General features: G+C 38.0%; 13 protein-coding genes. 4 read left to right on the forward strand and 9 right to left on the reverse strand.

The genetic code is table 11. From position 1 onward, the window contains the following. Positions 1-7: 7 nt before the first annotated feature. From ACTB00_RS10740 to ACTB00_RS10760, 5 genes are all read right to left on the reverse strand, one after another. Complete coding sequence (locus tag ACTB00_RS10740) at positions 8-1,063, reverse strand: mechanosensitive ion channel family protein (RefSeq protein ID WP_463299924.1); 1,056 nt, start codon at positions 1,061-1,063, stop codon at positions 8-10. A 69-nt stretch (positions 1,064-1,132) separates the two neighbouring features. Continuing rightward, the gene (locus ACTB00_RS10745) at positions 1,133-3,037 is read right to left on the reverse strand and encodes a SpoIIE family protein phosphatase (RefSeq protein ID WP_463299925.1); all 1,905 of its coding nucleotides are present in this window, start codon (positions 3,035-3,037) and stop codon (positions 1,133-1,135) included. A gap of 63 nt (positions 3,038-3,100) precedes the next feature. After that, positions 3,101-3,958, reverse strand: a complete 858-nt coding sequence (locus tag ACTB00_RS10750; RefSeq protein WP_463299926.1) for a PfkB family carbohydrate kinase — start codon at positions 3,956-3,958, stop codon at positions 3,101-3,103. Positions 3,959-4,026: 68 nt separating this feature from the next. Beyond that, positions 4,027-4,773 carry a 3-oxoacyl-[acyl-carrier-protein] reductase gene (gene fabG / locus ACTB00_RS10755; protein ID WP_321286338.1) on the reverse strand — a complete coding sequence of 249 codons (747 nt, stop codon included), beginning with the start codon at positions 4,771-4,773 and terminating at the stop codon, positions 4,027-4,029. A 134-nt stretch (positions 4,774-4,907) separates the two neighbouring features. Next, the gene (locus tag ACTB00_RS10760) at positions 4,908-6,047 is read right to left on the reverse strand and encodes a glycosyltransferase family 4 protein (protein ID WP_463299927.1); all 1,140 of its coding nucleotides are present in this window, start codon (positions 6,045-6,047) and stop codon (positions 4,908-4,910) included. A 251-nt stretch (positions 6,048-6,298) separates the two neighbouring features. Here ACTB00_RS10760 and ACTB00_RS10765 point away from each other — a divergent pair, with 251 nt between their 5' ends. From ACTB00_RS10765 to ACTB00_RS10780, 4 genes are all read left to right on the forward strand, one after another. Further along, positions 6,299-7,090, forward strand: coding sequence for a hypothetical protein (locus tag ACTB00_RS10765; protein ID WP_463299928.1), 792 nt, complete (start codon positions 6,299-6,301; stop codon positions 7,088-7,090). 27 nt (positions 7,091-7,117) lie between these two features. Next, a complete protein-coding gene (locus ACTB00_RS10770) occupies positions 7,118-7,927 on the forward strand; it encodes a DUF4422 domain-containing protein (RefSeq protein WP_463299929.1) in 810 nt (269 codons plus the stop codon). Between the two features lie 83 nt (positions 7,928-8,010). Beyond that, positions 8,011-9,408, forward strand: a complete 1,398-nt coding sequence (gene mnmE, locus ACTB00_RS10775; protein ID WP_463299930.1) for a tRNA uridine-5-carboxymethylaminomethyl(34) synthesis GTPase MnmE — start codon at positions 8,011-8,013, stop codon at positions 9,406-9,408. Next, positions 9,409-10,026 carry a DEAD/DEAH box helicase gene (locus ACTB00_RS10780; RefSeq protein ID WP_463299931.1) on the forward strand — a complete coding sequence of 206 codons (618 nt, stop codon included), beginning with the start codon at positions 9,409-9,411 and terminating at the stop codon, positions 10,024-10,026. Positions 10,027-10,154: 128 nt separating this feature from the next. On the opposite strand, the gene ACTB00_RS10785 is transcribed toward ACTB00_RS10780, so the two are convergent. From ACTB00_RS10785 to ACTB00_RS10800, 4 genes are all read right to left on the reverse strand, one after another. After that, positions 10,155-10,346 (reverse strand): cold-shock protein, encoded by a 192-nt coding sequence (locus ACTB00_RS10785; RefSeq protein WP_159517236.1) that lies wholly within the window; start codon positions 10,344-10,346, stop codon positions 10,155-10,157. Between the two features lie 97 nt (positions 10,347-10,443). After that, complete coding sequence (locus ACTB00_RS10790) at positions 10,444-10,647, reverse strand: hypothetical protein (RefSeq protein ID WP_159517235.1); 204 nt, start codon at positions 10,645-10,647, stop codon at positions 10,444-10,446. A gap of 361 nt (positions 10,648-11,008) precedes the next feature. Next, the gene (locus ACTB00_RS10795) at positions 11,009-13,963 is read right to left on the reverse strand and encodes a pectinesterase family protein (RefSeq protein WP_463299932.1); all 2,955 of its coding nucleotides are present in this window, start codon (positions 13,961-13,963) and stop codon (positions 11,009-11,011) included. A gap of 420 nt (positions 13,964-14,383) precedes the next feature. Then, positions 14,384-15,775, reverse strand: coding sequence for a hypothetical protein (locus ACTB00_RS10800; RefSeq protein ID WP_463299933.1), 1,392 nt, complete (start codon positions 15,773-15,775; stop codon positions 14,384-14,386).

Raw genomic sequence — 15,775 nt, forward strand, 5'->3', positions numbered from 1 at the left:
GATTCGTTTACTTGTCTGTTTTTGTTGATTCCTTTTCATCCATATTAATCCGTGCTTTAGGAAGAAATTCTGGAAATTCTTCTTGAACAAATTTAATCAGCTGTTCTCGCACATGCACTCGAAGATCCCAAGCAGTTGGCGAATCATAGGCACTAACCAAAGCTCTTAGTTGAATCGTTCTTTCCGTTAAGTCAGTTACCTGAAGTACATTAACTTTTTTATCCCAAAGGTCATTATTTTCAAGGATTTCAGTTAATTTTTTTCTCATTGCATCAACCGGAAATCCATAATCAACATGAATAAAAACGGTTCCCATAATTTCTGCAGTTGTTCTTGTCCAATTTTGAAACGGCTTTTCAATAAAATAGGTGATTGGCAGGATTAATCTGCGCTTATCCCAAATACGAACCACAACATAAGTCAGCGTAATTTCTTCAATCCACCCCCACTCTCCTTCCACAACCACCGCATCTTCAATTCGAATAGGCTGAGTAATTGCAATTTGAAATCCGGCTAATATAAGTGCAATACTTCGTTGTGCAGCAAATCCAATGATAATACCGGCAATACCGGCACTCGCCAGTAGGCTAACTCCAATCTTTTGAATCTGCGGAAACATCATCAAAATTACTCCGAGCGAGATGATCAATGTAATTGTTATCAGCATTCGTTCAAGTACTGTCAATTGGGTATATACCTTACGAGCTTTCAGATTATTTTTTGATGTGATGTCATATTTACCCAGAAAATAGACTTTCACTCCTTTAATGGCATTAATTATGAGCCATGCAATTACGATTGTATATAGAATACCACTAAAAATCCGAATGTCTGGAGAGAATTTCTCACCCAATAGCCCGGTAATTGGTGCAAGCAGCGATCCGAAGAGTAAAATAATGAGAGCGGTAAAAGGGAAACTTATTAGTCTTAATACCTTTAGTCCTATTGTATGATCGGTTCCTTTGCGAATTACCTTTTTCACATAGGCAATAATTCCAAAAGCGATGATAAATCCGACAATAATCCCAACCGTGATGGTTCCAATCTTTAAATATAAATCCATTAATAGAAGTTTGTCTTACAGTTCATTTTCATCTAAAATAACAACGGGATCTTAAGTGCGTTCAAGAAACTATGTGTATTTACCATTAAATCTAATCGCCATCACACTTATGTCGTCGGCTTGTTTCGCATTACTCTTGAAGCCCTTCAAATCCTCCATTAGATTGTCAACCAGCAGCTTTGATGGATAATCGATTGCACCTTGCAAATAAGATAGCAACCGCTGCTGCCCATAGAATTCATCCAACGGATTTTTACAATCTGTAACTCCATCTGTATATAACACAAGGGTTTCTCCTTTCGACAAAACGATGGAATCCGATTCATAACTTTTGTTTGAATATACACCAATAGGCAACCCGTGGGTATGCTCAAGCTGTTTGATTCCTTTACTTTTTCCTAACAAAAATGGATAGTTGTGTGCCGCATTACAATAGTCTAAAATACCAGTTTCAATATCTAAAATGCCGAGAAAGAGAGTTAAAAAATGCTGATTCGAGTTTTCTTTGCTCAGCTCCTGATTGACAGAGTCGACGATGCCGGCGGCCGACAATTCGGTGGACTTGCTTTTAATCATGGTATTGGCCACTGCCATAAATAATGCTGCTGGTATTCCTTTTCCCGACACATCGCCCATCGTAAAAAGCAGGTGCTTTTCATCAATAAAGAAGAAATCGTACAAATCACCTCCAATACTTTCAACAGGTTTTAAAATCGCATATAATTCAATTTCCTTGTGTTTACTTAACACGCTAAAATCCTGAGGAATAATTGTACGCTGTATTTCTTTTGCCGACTTCAGATCTTTCTCATATTTGCGCTTATCTTTTCGAACCTGTAATTGCTCTCTCATATAAGTCCCATACTGATCCTGAAGTGCTTGCAAACTCTCATTCAACAATTCTATCTCATTTTTTCTCCCCCGTCGTCGCAGCGAATGATCACCAAAGCTGAAGCGTTGGATCGATTTTACAGCCTGCGACAAAGGTGAAAACATGCGTTTAAAAAGGAAGATAATGATTAATAATATGAGCATGATTCCAACCACAGAAACCAGCACGATTTCTTCAAAAATTCCATCCAACTCATTAAATAATTCATTGGTTGGAATTACAATGATTACTTTCCAATTGGTGGCAACTACGGGGGCAAAATAAAACCAGCTTTTTTCGTAATTAAGCATTTCGGGATAGGCAAAACCTGACCCCGTTTGATTACTCTCTAGGTCTTCAATATATTCTTGCCGGTTGTCGGTAAATATTCTCGAGTCAATCTCAAAAATATTCTTTTTCATAACCCAATCTTCGTTTGGATGAGTCAAGAAATCGCCTTCTTTCGCTATAATAAATGCGAAACCATTTTTCTTGATTGGAATGTTTGAAATAACGTTGCTTAAAAATTTCAGGTTAATATCTCCGGCAACAATTCCGATAGTATCATTTTGCTGATTGTAAACCGGCAAATAATATGAAATAAGCAAATTGGATGAGTCTTCAGGACAGTAATATGGCTGACACCAAAATCCTTGTGGAGCTCTGGCCAATTGACTTAAAATATCAGGTGTTTGAAATACCGGGCAATTACGATCATTTTTGTCAACTTTAATCAAGTTTTGCGGGCTGTATCGAAACGATGAATACGTGGTGGTATCTCCATTTTGAAAAAGCATAACACGCAAGCCATTAACGACCTGATTGTTTTTAAGCACTTCGTGCAAAAAAAACTGCAAATCGCCATGAGACTGGTAATAAGAAACCTGAGTCGCAACATTTTTGGCTATTTCCTGAGTATTAACTACATTAATCGAAATTTGATTGATAATTAAACTCGATTGATGAATCGCCCCTTCCTCAATTTTTTGCATCAGAATTTCCTTACTGTGTTTATAGTTTAAAAACACAATTAAGGAAACTACTGCAATCACCGTAGATAAAACATAGATTCCTAATTGAAAACCAATACTTCGTTTAGTCATGAATCGCGCACTTCGTTATAGTTATACAAGTTATGAAAAAGCAAAATGAAAGGAAAGACCTTACTACGGTTTAATTAGCCAATCGCGTGTTCCCCTGTACGAACAGGTATTTGAAGCAAACAAAGCTGATTTTGCAAGTGCTTTTTCAAAGTTTTGCTGGCTCAGTAGATAATAGCAGAATGCACCGTGCAGAAAATCTCCTGCTCCCAATGTATCCAACACTTCGACTTTAGGGACATCGATGCTACTCGTTTGAACCGAAGACTGATATAAGATCGGTTCTTGGCCCTGGGAAATGGCTTTATATGAAATTTTGTATTGATCAAGAAAAGCAAAAACATCCTCGGGCGTTTCCGTTTTTGGCGGACGAAAATCACTTGAACAGATGGCGTAATCGACAAAAGGTAATAATTCAGGCAGATGAGACTTCCAGCTCCCTCCATCAAAAACAACCGGAATGTTCCTTTTCTTTGCTTCTTTAACAAGATCAACTGCTATTTCCGGATAGAATCCATCGACCATGACCACTTCCGGATTCATTTCATCCAAAAGCTTTTTTGAATCCAACTTCGCGTTCAGCTTCTCAGGATGATGCGTAAAAATTGTGCGATCGCCATCAGAAGAGGTAATTACTGTTGCTAAAACCGGTTGTATTTGCTGATCCTTTTGTACATCAAGGCAATTTATCTGGCATCTTTCAAAGTCATCTCTAAAGACCGATTTGAATGAATTATTGCCGATGGCCGTTACCAAATTTGCCCCCCCATTCAATGCAGCAAATGCAACAGCAGCATTGGTCGCTGGCCCTCCAACAAAAAACTCAGGCGGTGCAGACTTTATTTTCACATTGCTGTTTGGAAAAACATCAACATAGTACTGAATGTCTAAAGTGGCTAAGCCAAGGAAAAGTGCTCGTTTCATGAAAATGTAAAAAAAAGAAAAGCCGACACATTAACAGGTGTCGGCTTGAAAATATTTTTCCTGAATGATCAGGTATTCATTGCACCACAAACATTGATCACTTGTCCGCTTACATAACTCGACAAATCAGATGCAAGGAAGAGTGCCGTTTTCGCAACTTCTTCAGGAGTACCTCCTCTTTTCATCGGAATATTTGCTTCCCATGCTTTTCTGGCATCTTCCGGGATTTTGGCTGTCATTTCGGTAATGATAAATCCGGGAGCGATAGCATTGCTGCGAATGCCTCGTGAACCAAGCTCTTTGGCAATCGATTTTGTAAAACCAATGATACCTGCTTTAGATGCTGAGTAGTTTGATTGTCCTGCATTTCCACTAACTCCAACAACAGAACTCAAGTTGACAATTGAGCCCGAACGTTGCTTCAACATTATTTTTTGAGCCGCTTTTGTAAAGTTGAATACTGATTTTAAGTTGACTGTAATTACAGCATCCCACTGTTCTTCAGTCATACGCATCAGCAAAGTATCTTTCGTAATTCCGGCATTGTTCACCAAAGCATCAATTTGTCCAAATTCTTTAACGACTTCAGAAACAACACGGTCGGTGTCAGCAAAGTCGGCAGCGTTTGAAGCATAACCTTTGGCTTTTACACCTACTGCATTTAATTCAGCTTCAGTGGCTTTCATGTTTTCGTCTTCAAACAAATCAGTAAACGCAATGTTACAACCTTCTTCGGCAAATTTTAACGCAATGGCTTTACCAATACCTCTTGAGGCACCAGTAATCAGAGCCGTTTTACCTTCTAATAATTTCATCTTTGTGTATTTTAATTTTGCTGAACAAATATAGTGGTTTGATCTATGCCAGCGATAGATTGGTGATATTTTTTTTTATAAATAGCTTGAATACATTCAGTTCTGAACTCGGTTCTTGTCGACCAGAAAGAAATTTACATCAGCAGACTTTTATACAGTTCCATTAAATGCAGAGAGGTATTTTTAATATGGAATTTTTGAACATGTGCATGCCCCTTCTCTCGCAGTTTCGTACACAGTGCATCATCTGTAATAACTAACTCAATGGCTGAAGCAATTGCAGGAGCCTGCTCCGGGTCAACATAAACAGCCCCCTCCCCGCCTGCTTCACTAAAACAGCCTACATTACTGGTAATTACCGGAAGTTTGCTAAACAGCGCTTCTATAATTGGAATCCCAAAGCCTTCGAAGAGAGATGGCCAAATTAGTAATTCAGCCAATTGATAAAACACAGGTAAATCTTCACCAGTAACAAAATCCACAAATTGAATTTTCTCCTCTAGCTTGAATTTCCTCGCGATGGCAATCAGCTCGTTTTTATAACTATTTTCCCTGCCAACAATAACCAGCGGGTATTGAATTTCCAATGGCAACAAAGCAATTGCTTCGATGATTCGCTCAATATTTTTGTGCTTGACCAATGCACCAACAAACAAGTAAAACCGATCGGGTAATTGATAGGTGTCTTTGACGCGCTGTTTCCATTCATCATTCTTTTCATCGTAATACAGATCGGAACACGACTGATAATTCACCACAATCTTTTCTTCCGGCACATGGAGCAAATCGATCAAATCCTTTTTTGTTTGTTCACTTACAGCTATAATTAGGTCGGCATGCCTGCAACTGTATTTCATTTTCGCCAGATAAATCTTCCGGTCGATCCATTTAAACTCATCTTTCAACCGATACACAAAAAGATCGTGAATTGTGACCACATATTTGGTATGCCTGTTTTTTTTCTTGAAGGGAATTTCATGACTTAATCCATGAAAGATATCCAGCTGTTGTTTTCGGATCTCGTTTTCTGAAAAATAGCTTCGCCAGAGAGCGTTACCCATTAATGAAGAACCTGGACGAATCAAAGTCGTTTGGGGTGAAACTTGCTTGTGCCAATTCACACATTCTCCGTTTTCAGCTGACTTGCCAAACAAATAGTAACTGTTTTCCGGATAATAGTTGACTAGTCCACGAATCAAATTTCTGGAGTAATTTCCCAATCCTCGAGTATTGTGCAAAGCGCGTTTCGAATCGAAACCTATTTTCAAAGGCATTTTAATCGAATAAATTTAATGAATCAACTGAGTAACGCACTAAAGTAGTTTTTTATGATTTAATTTCAATAGAAGTAGCCAGAATAAAGCTAATAAGCAGTAAGTACAATAGATAGCAAATTAAATTTTGTAGTAGCAAGCAACTCTGAAATGCTTTTCCAACTATAGTGTCATACTTCTCAGTAAAAAATATGATTTATCTGAATAGTTTGAAAGGTTTGCTTATTTTTGTGGTTTGTACATTTTAATTTATGATCATAAACTATAGTATACCTTTTAGCGGACATCGTAAAATTGCCCGAACTTATTCTAAACTAGTTCGCACCTTGAAGAAACCATTTGTAAAAAGAAGGTTTTTAAAACATTTAGCAGGCGATAATATTGATTATCGAGAAATACCGGTAGTCATCAATAATTATAATCGGGTTATTTGTTTGAGAAAGCTGATCGATTGGTTAGAAAAAGCTGGAATGAAAAATATTTATATCATTGATAATAATTCGAGCTATCCCGAATTGCTAGAGTATTATCAAAAAACCAGCCATACAGTAATACAAATGAATGCCAATATTGGTTATAAGTCTATCTGGGATACAATTATACACCTGTGGTTCAGAGGTCTTCCTTATATTTACACCGATCCGGATATTCTACCTATTGAGGAATGTCCGTTGGATGCAGTAAGGTACTTTCAGGAATTGTTAGTCAAATACCCAGCATATACAAAAGTTGGCTTTGGCTTAAAAATTGACGATATTCCCGACTATTATCCGAACAAGGAAGATGTAATTCAGTGGGAAAGTAAATTTTGGAAAGAGAAAATCTCTGAAAATATCTTTGAAGCTGATATTGATACGACATTTGCATTGTATAAACCGATGACAAAGAATCAACAATGGGGAAAAACGTTGCGTACAAGTGGAAAATATATGGCAAGGCATTTACCTTGGTACGAAAATCCTGAGGTACTGTCGGAGGAAGAAATACATTATAGAATGAAAACAATTGGAAGTTCATGGTATTCGCAGGCTAATAAGACTTAATGATGAGCGTGATTTATAAATAGCATCATGTCAAAAAAGATAGAATTATATACATTTTTTTACAAAGAAGCACCGGTTGTTGTCAACAAATCGCCGTACATTCCGATAATGGCAGGTAACGCCATCTCGCACGCTGCAGTTCACATGAAAGGCGATGATACCGGAAAATCGATATCAGAGAGGAATAAATACTACAGTGAGCTAACCGGTACTTATTGGGTTTGGAAGAATACCATGCAGGATATTGTTGGAGTGGTGCATTACCGACGTTTTTTAACCAATAAACCGGAACCAGCCTACTATAAGTTTAAGCGGGTGTTATATCGTTTTGTTGGTATCCAGTATAAACGCCATGGGTTAATTTATACCCGCAACGTAAGAGAATTTATCGAGGATGTTTTGACAGAACAGGAAGTCATTGATTTATTGCATGAGTATGATGTGCTAATGCCGATGAAAAGAAAACTGAAATATACGGTTAAGAAGCACTACGAGCGTTACCACAATAAAATAGACCTGCGGCTACTTGATGAAATTTTGAAGGAAAAGTATCCTGACTATGTTGATGCATTTCATCATGTCTTATCTAAAAAGCGCCTCTATGCAAACAACATGTTTATCATGAAACGAGCCGATTTTGACCGTTGCATGGAGTGGTTATTTGATATTTTGTTTGAATTTGAAAAGCGGATAGCGCTATCCAATTATCAAGGATATCAGGAACGTGTGATGGGATTCATTGCCGAGCGTCTGTTAAATGTGTGGCTTGAACAGGAACAACCGAAGATAAAAGATCTGCCTGTGATCTATTTCAAGCATTTTAAATCCATTAAATAAGCAATCGCACTGGAGAAGCCGTGTTTGTGCCTTGCCCCTACCTTTACATTTTGTACTTTTGTCACTTCTAAATATCGAAGTTCATGATTGATCAATCTACCATATGCGCTATTGCTACTTCTCCGGGAGTTGGCGCCATAGCAACTATTCGTTTGTCGGGCGAAAAAGCCATTGAAATTGCAGATCGCATTTTTCAATCGCCGGCAAAAAACAAAAAGCTAGCCGGCCAAAAAGCGAACACCTTGCACGTAGGCACAATATGCGAAGAGGCCGAAATCATTGACGATGTGGTGATTTCGCTATTTCGGTCCCCGCATTCGTTTACAGGTGAAGATGTCGTCGAAATTACCTGCCACGGCGCAGTATACATACAACAGCGAATATTGGAATTGTTACTGAAAAGTGGAGCACGAATGGCTCGTCCAGGCGAATTTACCCAACGAGCTTTTCTGAATGGAAAGATGGATCTTTCGCAGGCCGAAGCGGTGGCTGATCTGATCGCGTCAACCAATGCTGCCAACCATAAAATGGCTTTGAAGCAGATGCGCGGGGGCTTTTCGTCAGAAATAAAAAAATTACGAGATCAATTGCTGCACTTTATTGCGATGGTTGAACTGGAATTGGATTTTAGCGAAGAAGATGTGGAATTTGCCGACCGCAAACAATTGATTGATTTAACAGAAAAGATTGAGCATTTACTAAACACGCTGGCTAGTTCTTTTAAATTGGGAAATGTATTGAAAAATGGCGTTCCTGTAGCTATTGTTGGCGAAACCAATGTGGGTAAGTCTACCCTATTAAATGCAATTTTGAATGAAGAAAAGGCGATTGTTTCTGATATTCACGGTACTACTCGTGACGTGATTGAAGACGTTGTGAATATTGAAGGTACTGCTTTTCGGTTTTTTGATACAGCAGGAATTCGCGAGACAATCGACCAAATTGAAACCCTGGGAATTGAGCGAAGCTATAGTAAACTGGAGCAAGCCGAAATTGTATTATTAGTCACCGACTTGTCGAACCCGATCGACTTCATTAGCCAACGGGTAGAGTTGATTCGGGAGCGTATTTCTGATCAAAAGCTGATTATTGTTGGTAATAAAGCTGACATTGGAGGGCACGATAAAATCAAGGAGATGTTAGCTGCCTTTATGCTTGACGAAAATGAAGATATGGTCTTTATTTCAGCAAAAATGCAACAAAACCTCGAGTCGCTAATTGAGCTCCTGAAGGAAAATGCCAACTTGCAACAACCAGAAGGAACTGACGTTATTGTTTCAAACATTCGTCACTACGAAGCGCTCAACAATGCCCACCAAGCGGTTACACGTGTTATCGATGGACTAAAAAATGGCATCAGCGGGGATTTCTTAGCCCAGGATATTCGTGAGTGCTTACATTTCCTCGGTGAGATCACCGGAGAAATATCAAATGACGAAGTTCTAGGGCATATTTTTAAAAACTTTTGTATCGGAAAATAAATGAAATTAAAAAAGCTATATCCTGAATTAGTATCAGGCATTATTGATCAAGGTTTTGACAAAGAACCTAAAGAGATTCAAGCGAATTGTATTCCTAAAATAAAATCAGGTGCAGACCTGCTTGTGGTTGCGCCAGAAGGATCGGGAAAGACAACAACAATTGTTATTGGCGTAATTCAACAGCTAAAAGAAGCCTTTGAAGAAGCACCACGAGCGATTGTACTGGTTGATAACAAAGAAAAAGCCTTTGAACTTGAAGAGCAATTCGAACTATTGGGAAAGCACACTAATCTGCGCACGTTTACGGTATTCGATCAGGGGAATTTGCAATATCAAAAAGATATTATTTATGAAGGACTTGATATCTTAATTGGAACGCCCAAACGAATTAATGAACTTTTAAGCAATACCGGAATACCATGTACCAAACTAAAGCTATTGGTGGTTGACGATGCTGAAACAATCTTTCCCAATCGTCATCATCCGGTTGTATATCGTATTTCTGATGGATCAATAAAAATCCAGTGCTTGTTATTTGCAAACAAGTGGCACGAGAAATTTGATGACTTTATGGAACGTATCGAAAAAAACTGGGTCCTCGTTAATATTGACTGCTGAAGAAATCAGTATTCAATTCAATAATAACTATTTCCTTAAAAAAAATAAGAAGTCGTCACCAAATCTCAAAGCACAAAAAAAGCCTCGCTATTCGCGAGGCTTGTAATTTAAATGGGTTGTAACCTAAACTATGCTAGTTTAACATTGACTGCATTTAATCCTTTTCTGCCTTCTTCCAAATCAAAAGTTACTTCATCATTTTCGCTGATGTTTTCTTTTAATCCGTTTGCGTGTACAAAATACTCTTTTGTTGATTCGGCATCTTTAATAAAACCAAAGCCTTTCGACTCATTAAAAAATTTAACTGTTCCTTTATTCATCTTGATAAAATTAATTTGGCGAAAGATACGGTTACTTATTTTGAAAACAAATCATTTTCGCATTTTTTTTTAAAACTCACCTTCTAATTCTTACAATTTATTGTTTTTTACTTTCCAGCTGCGTAATGATTTGTTCCAGTTCATTCGTCGTCATTCCTAATTCTGAAGCGATCATTTTATAGAAATCTCTTTTGGTTTCATGCCTCCACATCAAATCAGCATTGGTCAAATGGGGATATCTTCTTTTTAACTCATTCGCTACACTGCTCCAGTTACTCAAATCAAATTCTGCATTCATCATATCATTTTTAGTTATTCCCGGCTTCACTGAAACATGGAACGATTATTTAATCTGCCTTTTTGATGGAAAGTTTAGAGAAAACTTAATCCAGATTGCAAAGATACGCTATCTGTTTCTATTATACGTGTCTTTGCAGTAAAAGAGTTGCACTATTCATGCATTATAATAGCTTTTATAAAAGACATCATGTTTTTAATTCGGATTCTGACTGAGAATCGCTGTTTCATTAGAACATTATCGCCAATAAAGCTCATGTAAAATTTTGCATCCTTCCGTTCTTACAAAACACAAAGGAGATTTACTTGAAACCTCCTTTGTGTTTTGTAAGTGCATGTTTTCCGTTCACTCTGAGTAATCTCTACTATTTATGAACCTTAAATGAATAATTGAGCTTTTTATCGTTATACACGTGAAAAATATAAACACCTGACTTCAAATGCGATAGATCATATCTGGAAACATCTATTTTTCGGTCAATTTGTTGCCCGGAAACTGAATAGACTTCACACAAAATAGGTTCTTCGAACAAAAGTGCACCATTTAAGATTTTGGGTTCAAATTCGTCCTTAATTACCTTATTATCGATACCGACAACAACAATCGGGGTATTAATAGCTTCATTAATACTTTCTTCCGTAAAATTTTCACTTTGCCCATTTTGAACACTTAAATTCCCCAGAGCACCTACCGTGCGTACGGAGTATTCCGGAACATTATCATAGGTTAATGTATCAACAAAATGGTTGATTTTATTAAATCCAATTGCCGAGCCGTTAGCATAAACCACGTATCCTGCGGCATCATCAACGATTGACCATACCAATTGGTTCTCGTTAATACCGACTGACTGAGGTGCATTGGGAGCGATGACCAGAGGCACCGGATCAAACTGTGGACTTGTAACTTCCGCATAAATTTTTGAAAGTAACATATAATTATTAACGTCAGGGGTTGTAAACTGCTGACTCCAATTTACACGCTGCGACACATCAACCGGCTCATCCCCTATAGCATTCAAGCTTTTGTACTCGGCAAAACATGCAGTTGTTTCGTTTCCATTCCATGCTTCCCATCCCTCATCAGCTATATGACTTCCCATTCGGCAATTCAAATAAACTGATCCACATTCGGGACCCCATGGTCTTCCCAAATATACACTGCCGTCGGCGACTCCATCTGTTGCTATCAAGTCGCAATCTTTAAAAAAGAAACCATAACGAAGCGTTTCGCCAGATGAAAGTGTTGCTTTGTAAGGAATATCTTCAGGAGCTGTAATATAACCATTCCGGTTACTCACAATGTTACACTGATAAAAATAACAGGTTCCACCAGCATAAATAAAATCAACGCCTCCTTCAATGGTTGATTGAAAATAAAAATAACGACGTCCCTTTTTTGTTCTATGAGTGTCTTGATTTCCTAATATCTTACAATTTTTAAGCACTTGACGATCTCCCGTTTGATACAAGGCTACTGCCTGCGCATCAGTAGATGGATTTTTCACCGTAATGTTTTCCATATAGAAGTCAGGTGAGGTAACTGTCAAAGTAGGACAAGTTAATCCATCGGCTACGATCGTACCAGCTTTACCCGGATAGGATATTTCTTTGCCTAAGTAATCATCCCATGTGATAATGACGCTATCGACATTTTCACCGATTAAGCTAATGATTTTGCTAGAAGTTTCATACCGATTACCAATGAAAACCTTTTCTTCATATGTTCCCTTCTTGATGAAAATAGTATTGCGGGTACCATCATCAGAGGCTGTTTCAATAGCTTGATTAATACTAGTAAAATCTCCAGTTCCATCTTTTGCAACCACAAAACTATGTACTTTTTTTTCAGAGATCGTAAAATCAAGAGCAATCTCCTCGCCTACTAAACTATTTAAGTATACCTCAAGACAGGTGTAACCTGATTTTACCAGTTTATTACCATCTTCAGAGTCAGTTGGATCCAATCCATTTGCAGTTTCCCAGTCATCAGCCATTCCATCATGATCATCGTCTGTAATAATATCGTAAGTACTATATTCAGGATATCCTTCTGCGTCAAATGGTGAATCAATGATTCCGGTAATTTCACCGTTTTTAAATCTACCCCCAAAATGCGCCGTTCCTGTTTCAACCTCCTGAATAATTCGTCTATCGACGGTATCACGAGGAAAGGCTCCGGCATCAGCTAAAACACTTGCAAAGGCTTCTTGTGCAGTTTCTATCTCCAGATTGTACGGTACATCAAAGGAGGATTCTGTAATTAATTCGGATTTATCAATTCCTTTTGATGTGTAGTAACTTGCATCAAGTCCGATATAATTATTTTCATTTTTTGCTGTATTTGCCGATCCTTCCATATAATTACCATTCATGTAAAACATCGCAATTTTTGATGTTGTTTGCTCCGAATGAAACGAAGCTTGCGTAAAATATGAAAAAGAAGTTCCCGGACGTGCGGGACCGGGTTTATAGTAATTATTAATCATGTTTAAATGGTGGGTTTTGCCACCAAAATCCATATCGGAGCCATAACAAGAATTTTCTTTACCCCAGTTGTAGTTGACATTGTTTACATAGTCTGATAGCACATTGATATCGTTACTTCTTGCTCCATTGAAACGAGGAGTTCGATTTACATTGTTGGCTAAAAGGTTGTGATGATATGTTGACGTTTGACCGCCCCATTGCGCTCCATAACTACGTGTCCCTTTACCATGACCTGAATCGTATAAACCCTCGTGAATCAAACACCATTGAACGGTTGTATTGTTATTGTCATATATGGTCATGTTTTCTTCGCCCGACCAACCAAAAGTACAGTGATCAATAATCCAATTATTGGCATTCTCAATGCCGATTGATCCACCCTCAATAAATTCAGTCGATCCGTCTTCCAGTTTATTCAATCCGATACGAAAACGAATATGACGGATGATAAGGTTCTCACTTCCCCCAAAATTACATTTTGCACCTCGTATACAGATTCCATCGCCTGGTGCCGTTTGTCCGGCAATCGTTAATCCTGTTTTTCGGCTACTTCTCAATTGCGTCTCCAGCTTGATAACTCCTGATACTCGAAAAACAATTGTTAATGGGTCTGATGGGTGTTGTTTCAGAGCCCATCTTAAACTTCCTTCAATAGTTCCATCTGCATCATCTTCGATGTTGGTCACCTCGACTACTTTTCCGCCTCGTCCACCTTTGGCCCACATGCCGTAACCTTCAGCGCTTGGGAATGCTGGTGTTTGGGCATTTCCCTGTACACATAATAAGACTGTGAAAAGCAGAGTAACAAACTTAATTCCATCTATTTTCATTTTTTTCTATTTTGTTTTAATTTAACCGGATATTTTTTATTCGCCTATTCATTATATCTCTAAGAGGATTAAAAAGAATACTAATTTTCATGTAAACGTTTACATAGGTAGCTAATAAATCGTCCAAAACCAAGATATTTCGTTGAAATTTATTGCTTAATCGGACTCATTAATATTTATTAAATGATATGTCCTGAGAATCTGAGATGTACTTACCATAGACAAGACTGGAAGAATTGTGCAACTTTTACTATCTTTTAATCGAATATGTGGCATACGCTGTTTTAGTCCACCTAAATCAACCAAGTAGATCAAAGAATTAAAACGAAGATATAGGCTCTAGCTTGACTTCTAAATATTTTTTGTTTCGTACCAATATCACGATTATTCGGTTAACAAATACTGCTCTTGCCTTTTTACTTATAAGCTATTAAATCCGAACAGCTGATTTTCTTTAATATGGACAAAAGCTTTTTCTGGCACATAGTTTTTCAGCTCTTCATCTCCTGCTTGAATCAATTCGGCTATATGACCAGGCGTGTGTTGAATGACGTGTTCTGACAAATCTTCGAGCTGAAGAATTTTGCGCGTTTCGTTTAGGTATTGCCATAAAAGTTTTTTGGAACCTGAAAAATGCGCCTCATCAGGATAAATAGCTTTTCCTGTTTTTGGATTAATGTAGGGGAACAAGTAAATCTTGACATTTTCATGGAACAAAGCGCCAATAGATTCTAGCAAACCTCCCCGGAGATCGGTGTATAACGAGCTATCGAAAATCATATCGAAGGTTGGCATTCCCATCGCAATTCGTAGTTTAATCATTTGAAACTGAGTGAAATAATTAACCAGCTCAAAATAACGACTGAAACGAGAAACCATCACGCTTTGTCCAACCATATTAAGCAGATCTACCCGTTGCAGAAAATCTTTTTCATCGACCTTTTTATTTTGCATCAGGCTATTGAGTGAGATTTCGCAAAAAGCAATGGTGTTATCTGGTTTATAATCTTCATCACGCTTAAAAAGATCCATGCTTTTTTCAAAAAATTCGATCACCAAATTAGTCACAGGCCTGAAGTTACCACGCATTAGCAAAACATTCTTTTTATACAACATGTCGGAAGGCTGTTGCACTTTGCCCGATTTATCGAACATGATTGCCGGAGTCATGTCGTGGTTAACCAGCATCAGGTTCAGGATGCGGTTATCCACCCACTCCATGTCTGGTCCTTCTACATAAATATAATCTACCTCCAATCGGTCGGTTCCGAGGTTGTCTAACAAGGCCAATAAAATATTTCTAGGATCTTTCCATTCAAATAATCCTCCATAAATCAAGTTAACACCTAAGTTGCCAAGGCTATATTGCTGTAGAATAGTATCGTTTTCGAGCAACTTCACATGCACAAAAATACGGTTGGGATTATTACGTTCCGAACCCTCAATCGCCATTCCAAGCCAGCCGTTTCCCTGATTAGTTTTGTTATAGTTAAGGGTTTCTACGGTGTTGGCAAATGCAAAAAACTTCTGATCAATCTTATCATCCAGAATTTTTAGCAATTCCTTATATTCGTATTCCACCATCTTTTTCACGCGGTCTTCAGCCACATATCTTGCTGGAGCACCCTGGTTGTAAAAATGATCACTAAAACTCTTATCGTATGCTGAAATTGTTTTGGCAACAGTGTTTGAAGCTCCTCCAGCCTGAAAAAGGTGTCGCGCAGTTTCTTGCCCTCCACCAATTTCTGCAATCGACCCATAATAGTCTGAATCTATATTTATATGAACAGCCTTCTCTTTAGTACTGAGCAT

It is taken from the genome of Sunxiuqinia sp., assembly GCF_055140945.1.

What these genes read in the sequence shown, in the direction of transcription:
- ACTB00_RS10740 (WP_463299924.1), bottom strand. Translation starts at nt 1,063, where the DNA reads ATGGATTTATATTTAAAGATTGGAACCATCACGGTTGGGATTATTGTC.
- ACTB00_RS10745 (WP_463299925.1), bottom strand. Translation starts at nt 3,037, where the DNA reads ATGACTAAACGAAGTATTGGTTTTCAATTAGGAATCTATGTTTTATCT.
- ACTB00_RS10750 (WP_463299926.1), bottom strand. Translation starts at nt 3,958, where the DNA reads ATGAAACGAGCACTTTTCCTTGGCTTAGCCACTTTAGACATTCAGTAC.
- fabG (WP_321286338.1), bottom strand. Translation starts at nt 4,773, where the DNA reads ATGAAATTATTAGAAGGTAAAACGGCTCTGATTACTGGTGCCTCAAGA.
- ACTB00_RS10760 (WP_463299927.1), bottom strand. Translation starts at nt 6,047, where the DNA reads ATGCCTTTGAAAATAGGTTTCGATTCGAAACGCGCTTTGCACAATACT.
- ACTB00_RS10765 (WP_463299928.1), top strand. Translation starts at nt 6,299, where the DNA reads ATGATCATAAACTATAGTATACCTTTTAGCGGACATCGTAAAATTGCC.
- ACTB00_RS10770 (WP_463299929.1), top strand. Translation starts at nt 7,118, where the DNA reads ATGTCAAAAAAGATAGAATTATATACATTTTTTTACAAAGAAGCACCG.
- mnmE (WP_463299930.1), top strand. Translation starts at nt 8,011, where the DNA reads ATGATTGATCAATCTACCATATGCGCTATTGCTACTTCTCCGGGAGTT.
- ACTB00_RS10780 (WP_463299931.1), top strand. Translation starts at nt 9,409, where the DNA reads ATGAAATTAAAAAAGCTATATCCTGAATTAGTATCAGGCATTATTGAT.
- ACTB00_RS10785 (WP_159517236.1), bottom strand. Translation starts at nt 10,346, where the DNA reads ATGAATAAAGGAACAGTTAAATTTTTTAATGAGTCGAAAGGCTTTGGT.
- ACTB00_RS10790 (WP_159517235.1), bottom strand. Translation starts at nt 10,647, where the DNA reads ATGATGAATGCAGAATTTGATTTGAGTAACTGGAGCAGTGTAGCGAAT.
- ACTB00_RS10795 (WP_463299932.1), bottom strand. Translation starts at nt 13,963, where the DNA reads ATGAAAATAGATGGAATTAAGTTTGTTACTCTGCTTTTCACAGTCTTA.
- ACTB00_RS10800 (WP_463299933.1), bottom strand. Translation starts at nt 15,775, where the DNA reads ATGCTCAGTACTAAAGAGAAGGCTGTTCATATAAATATAGATTCAGAC.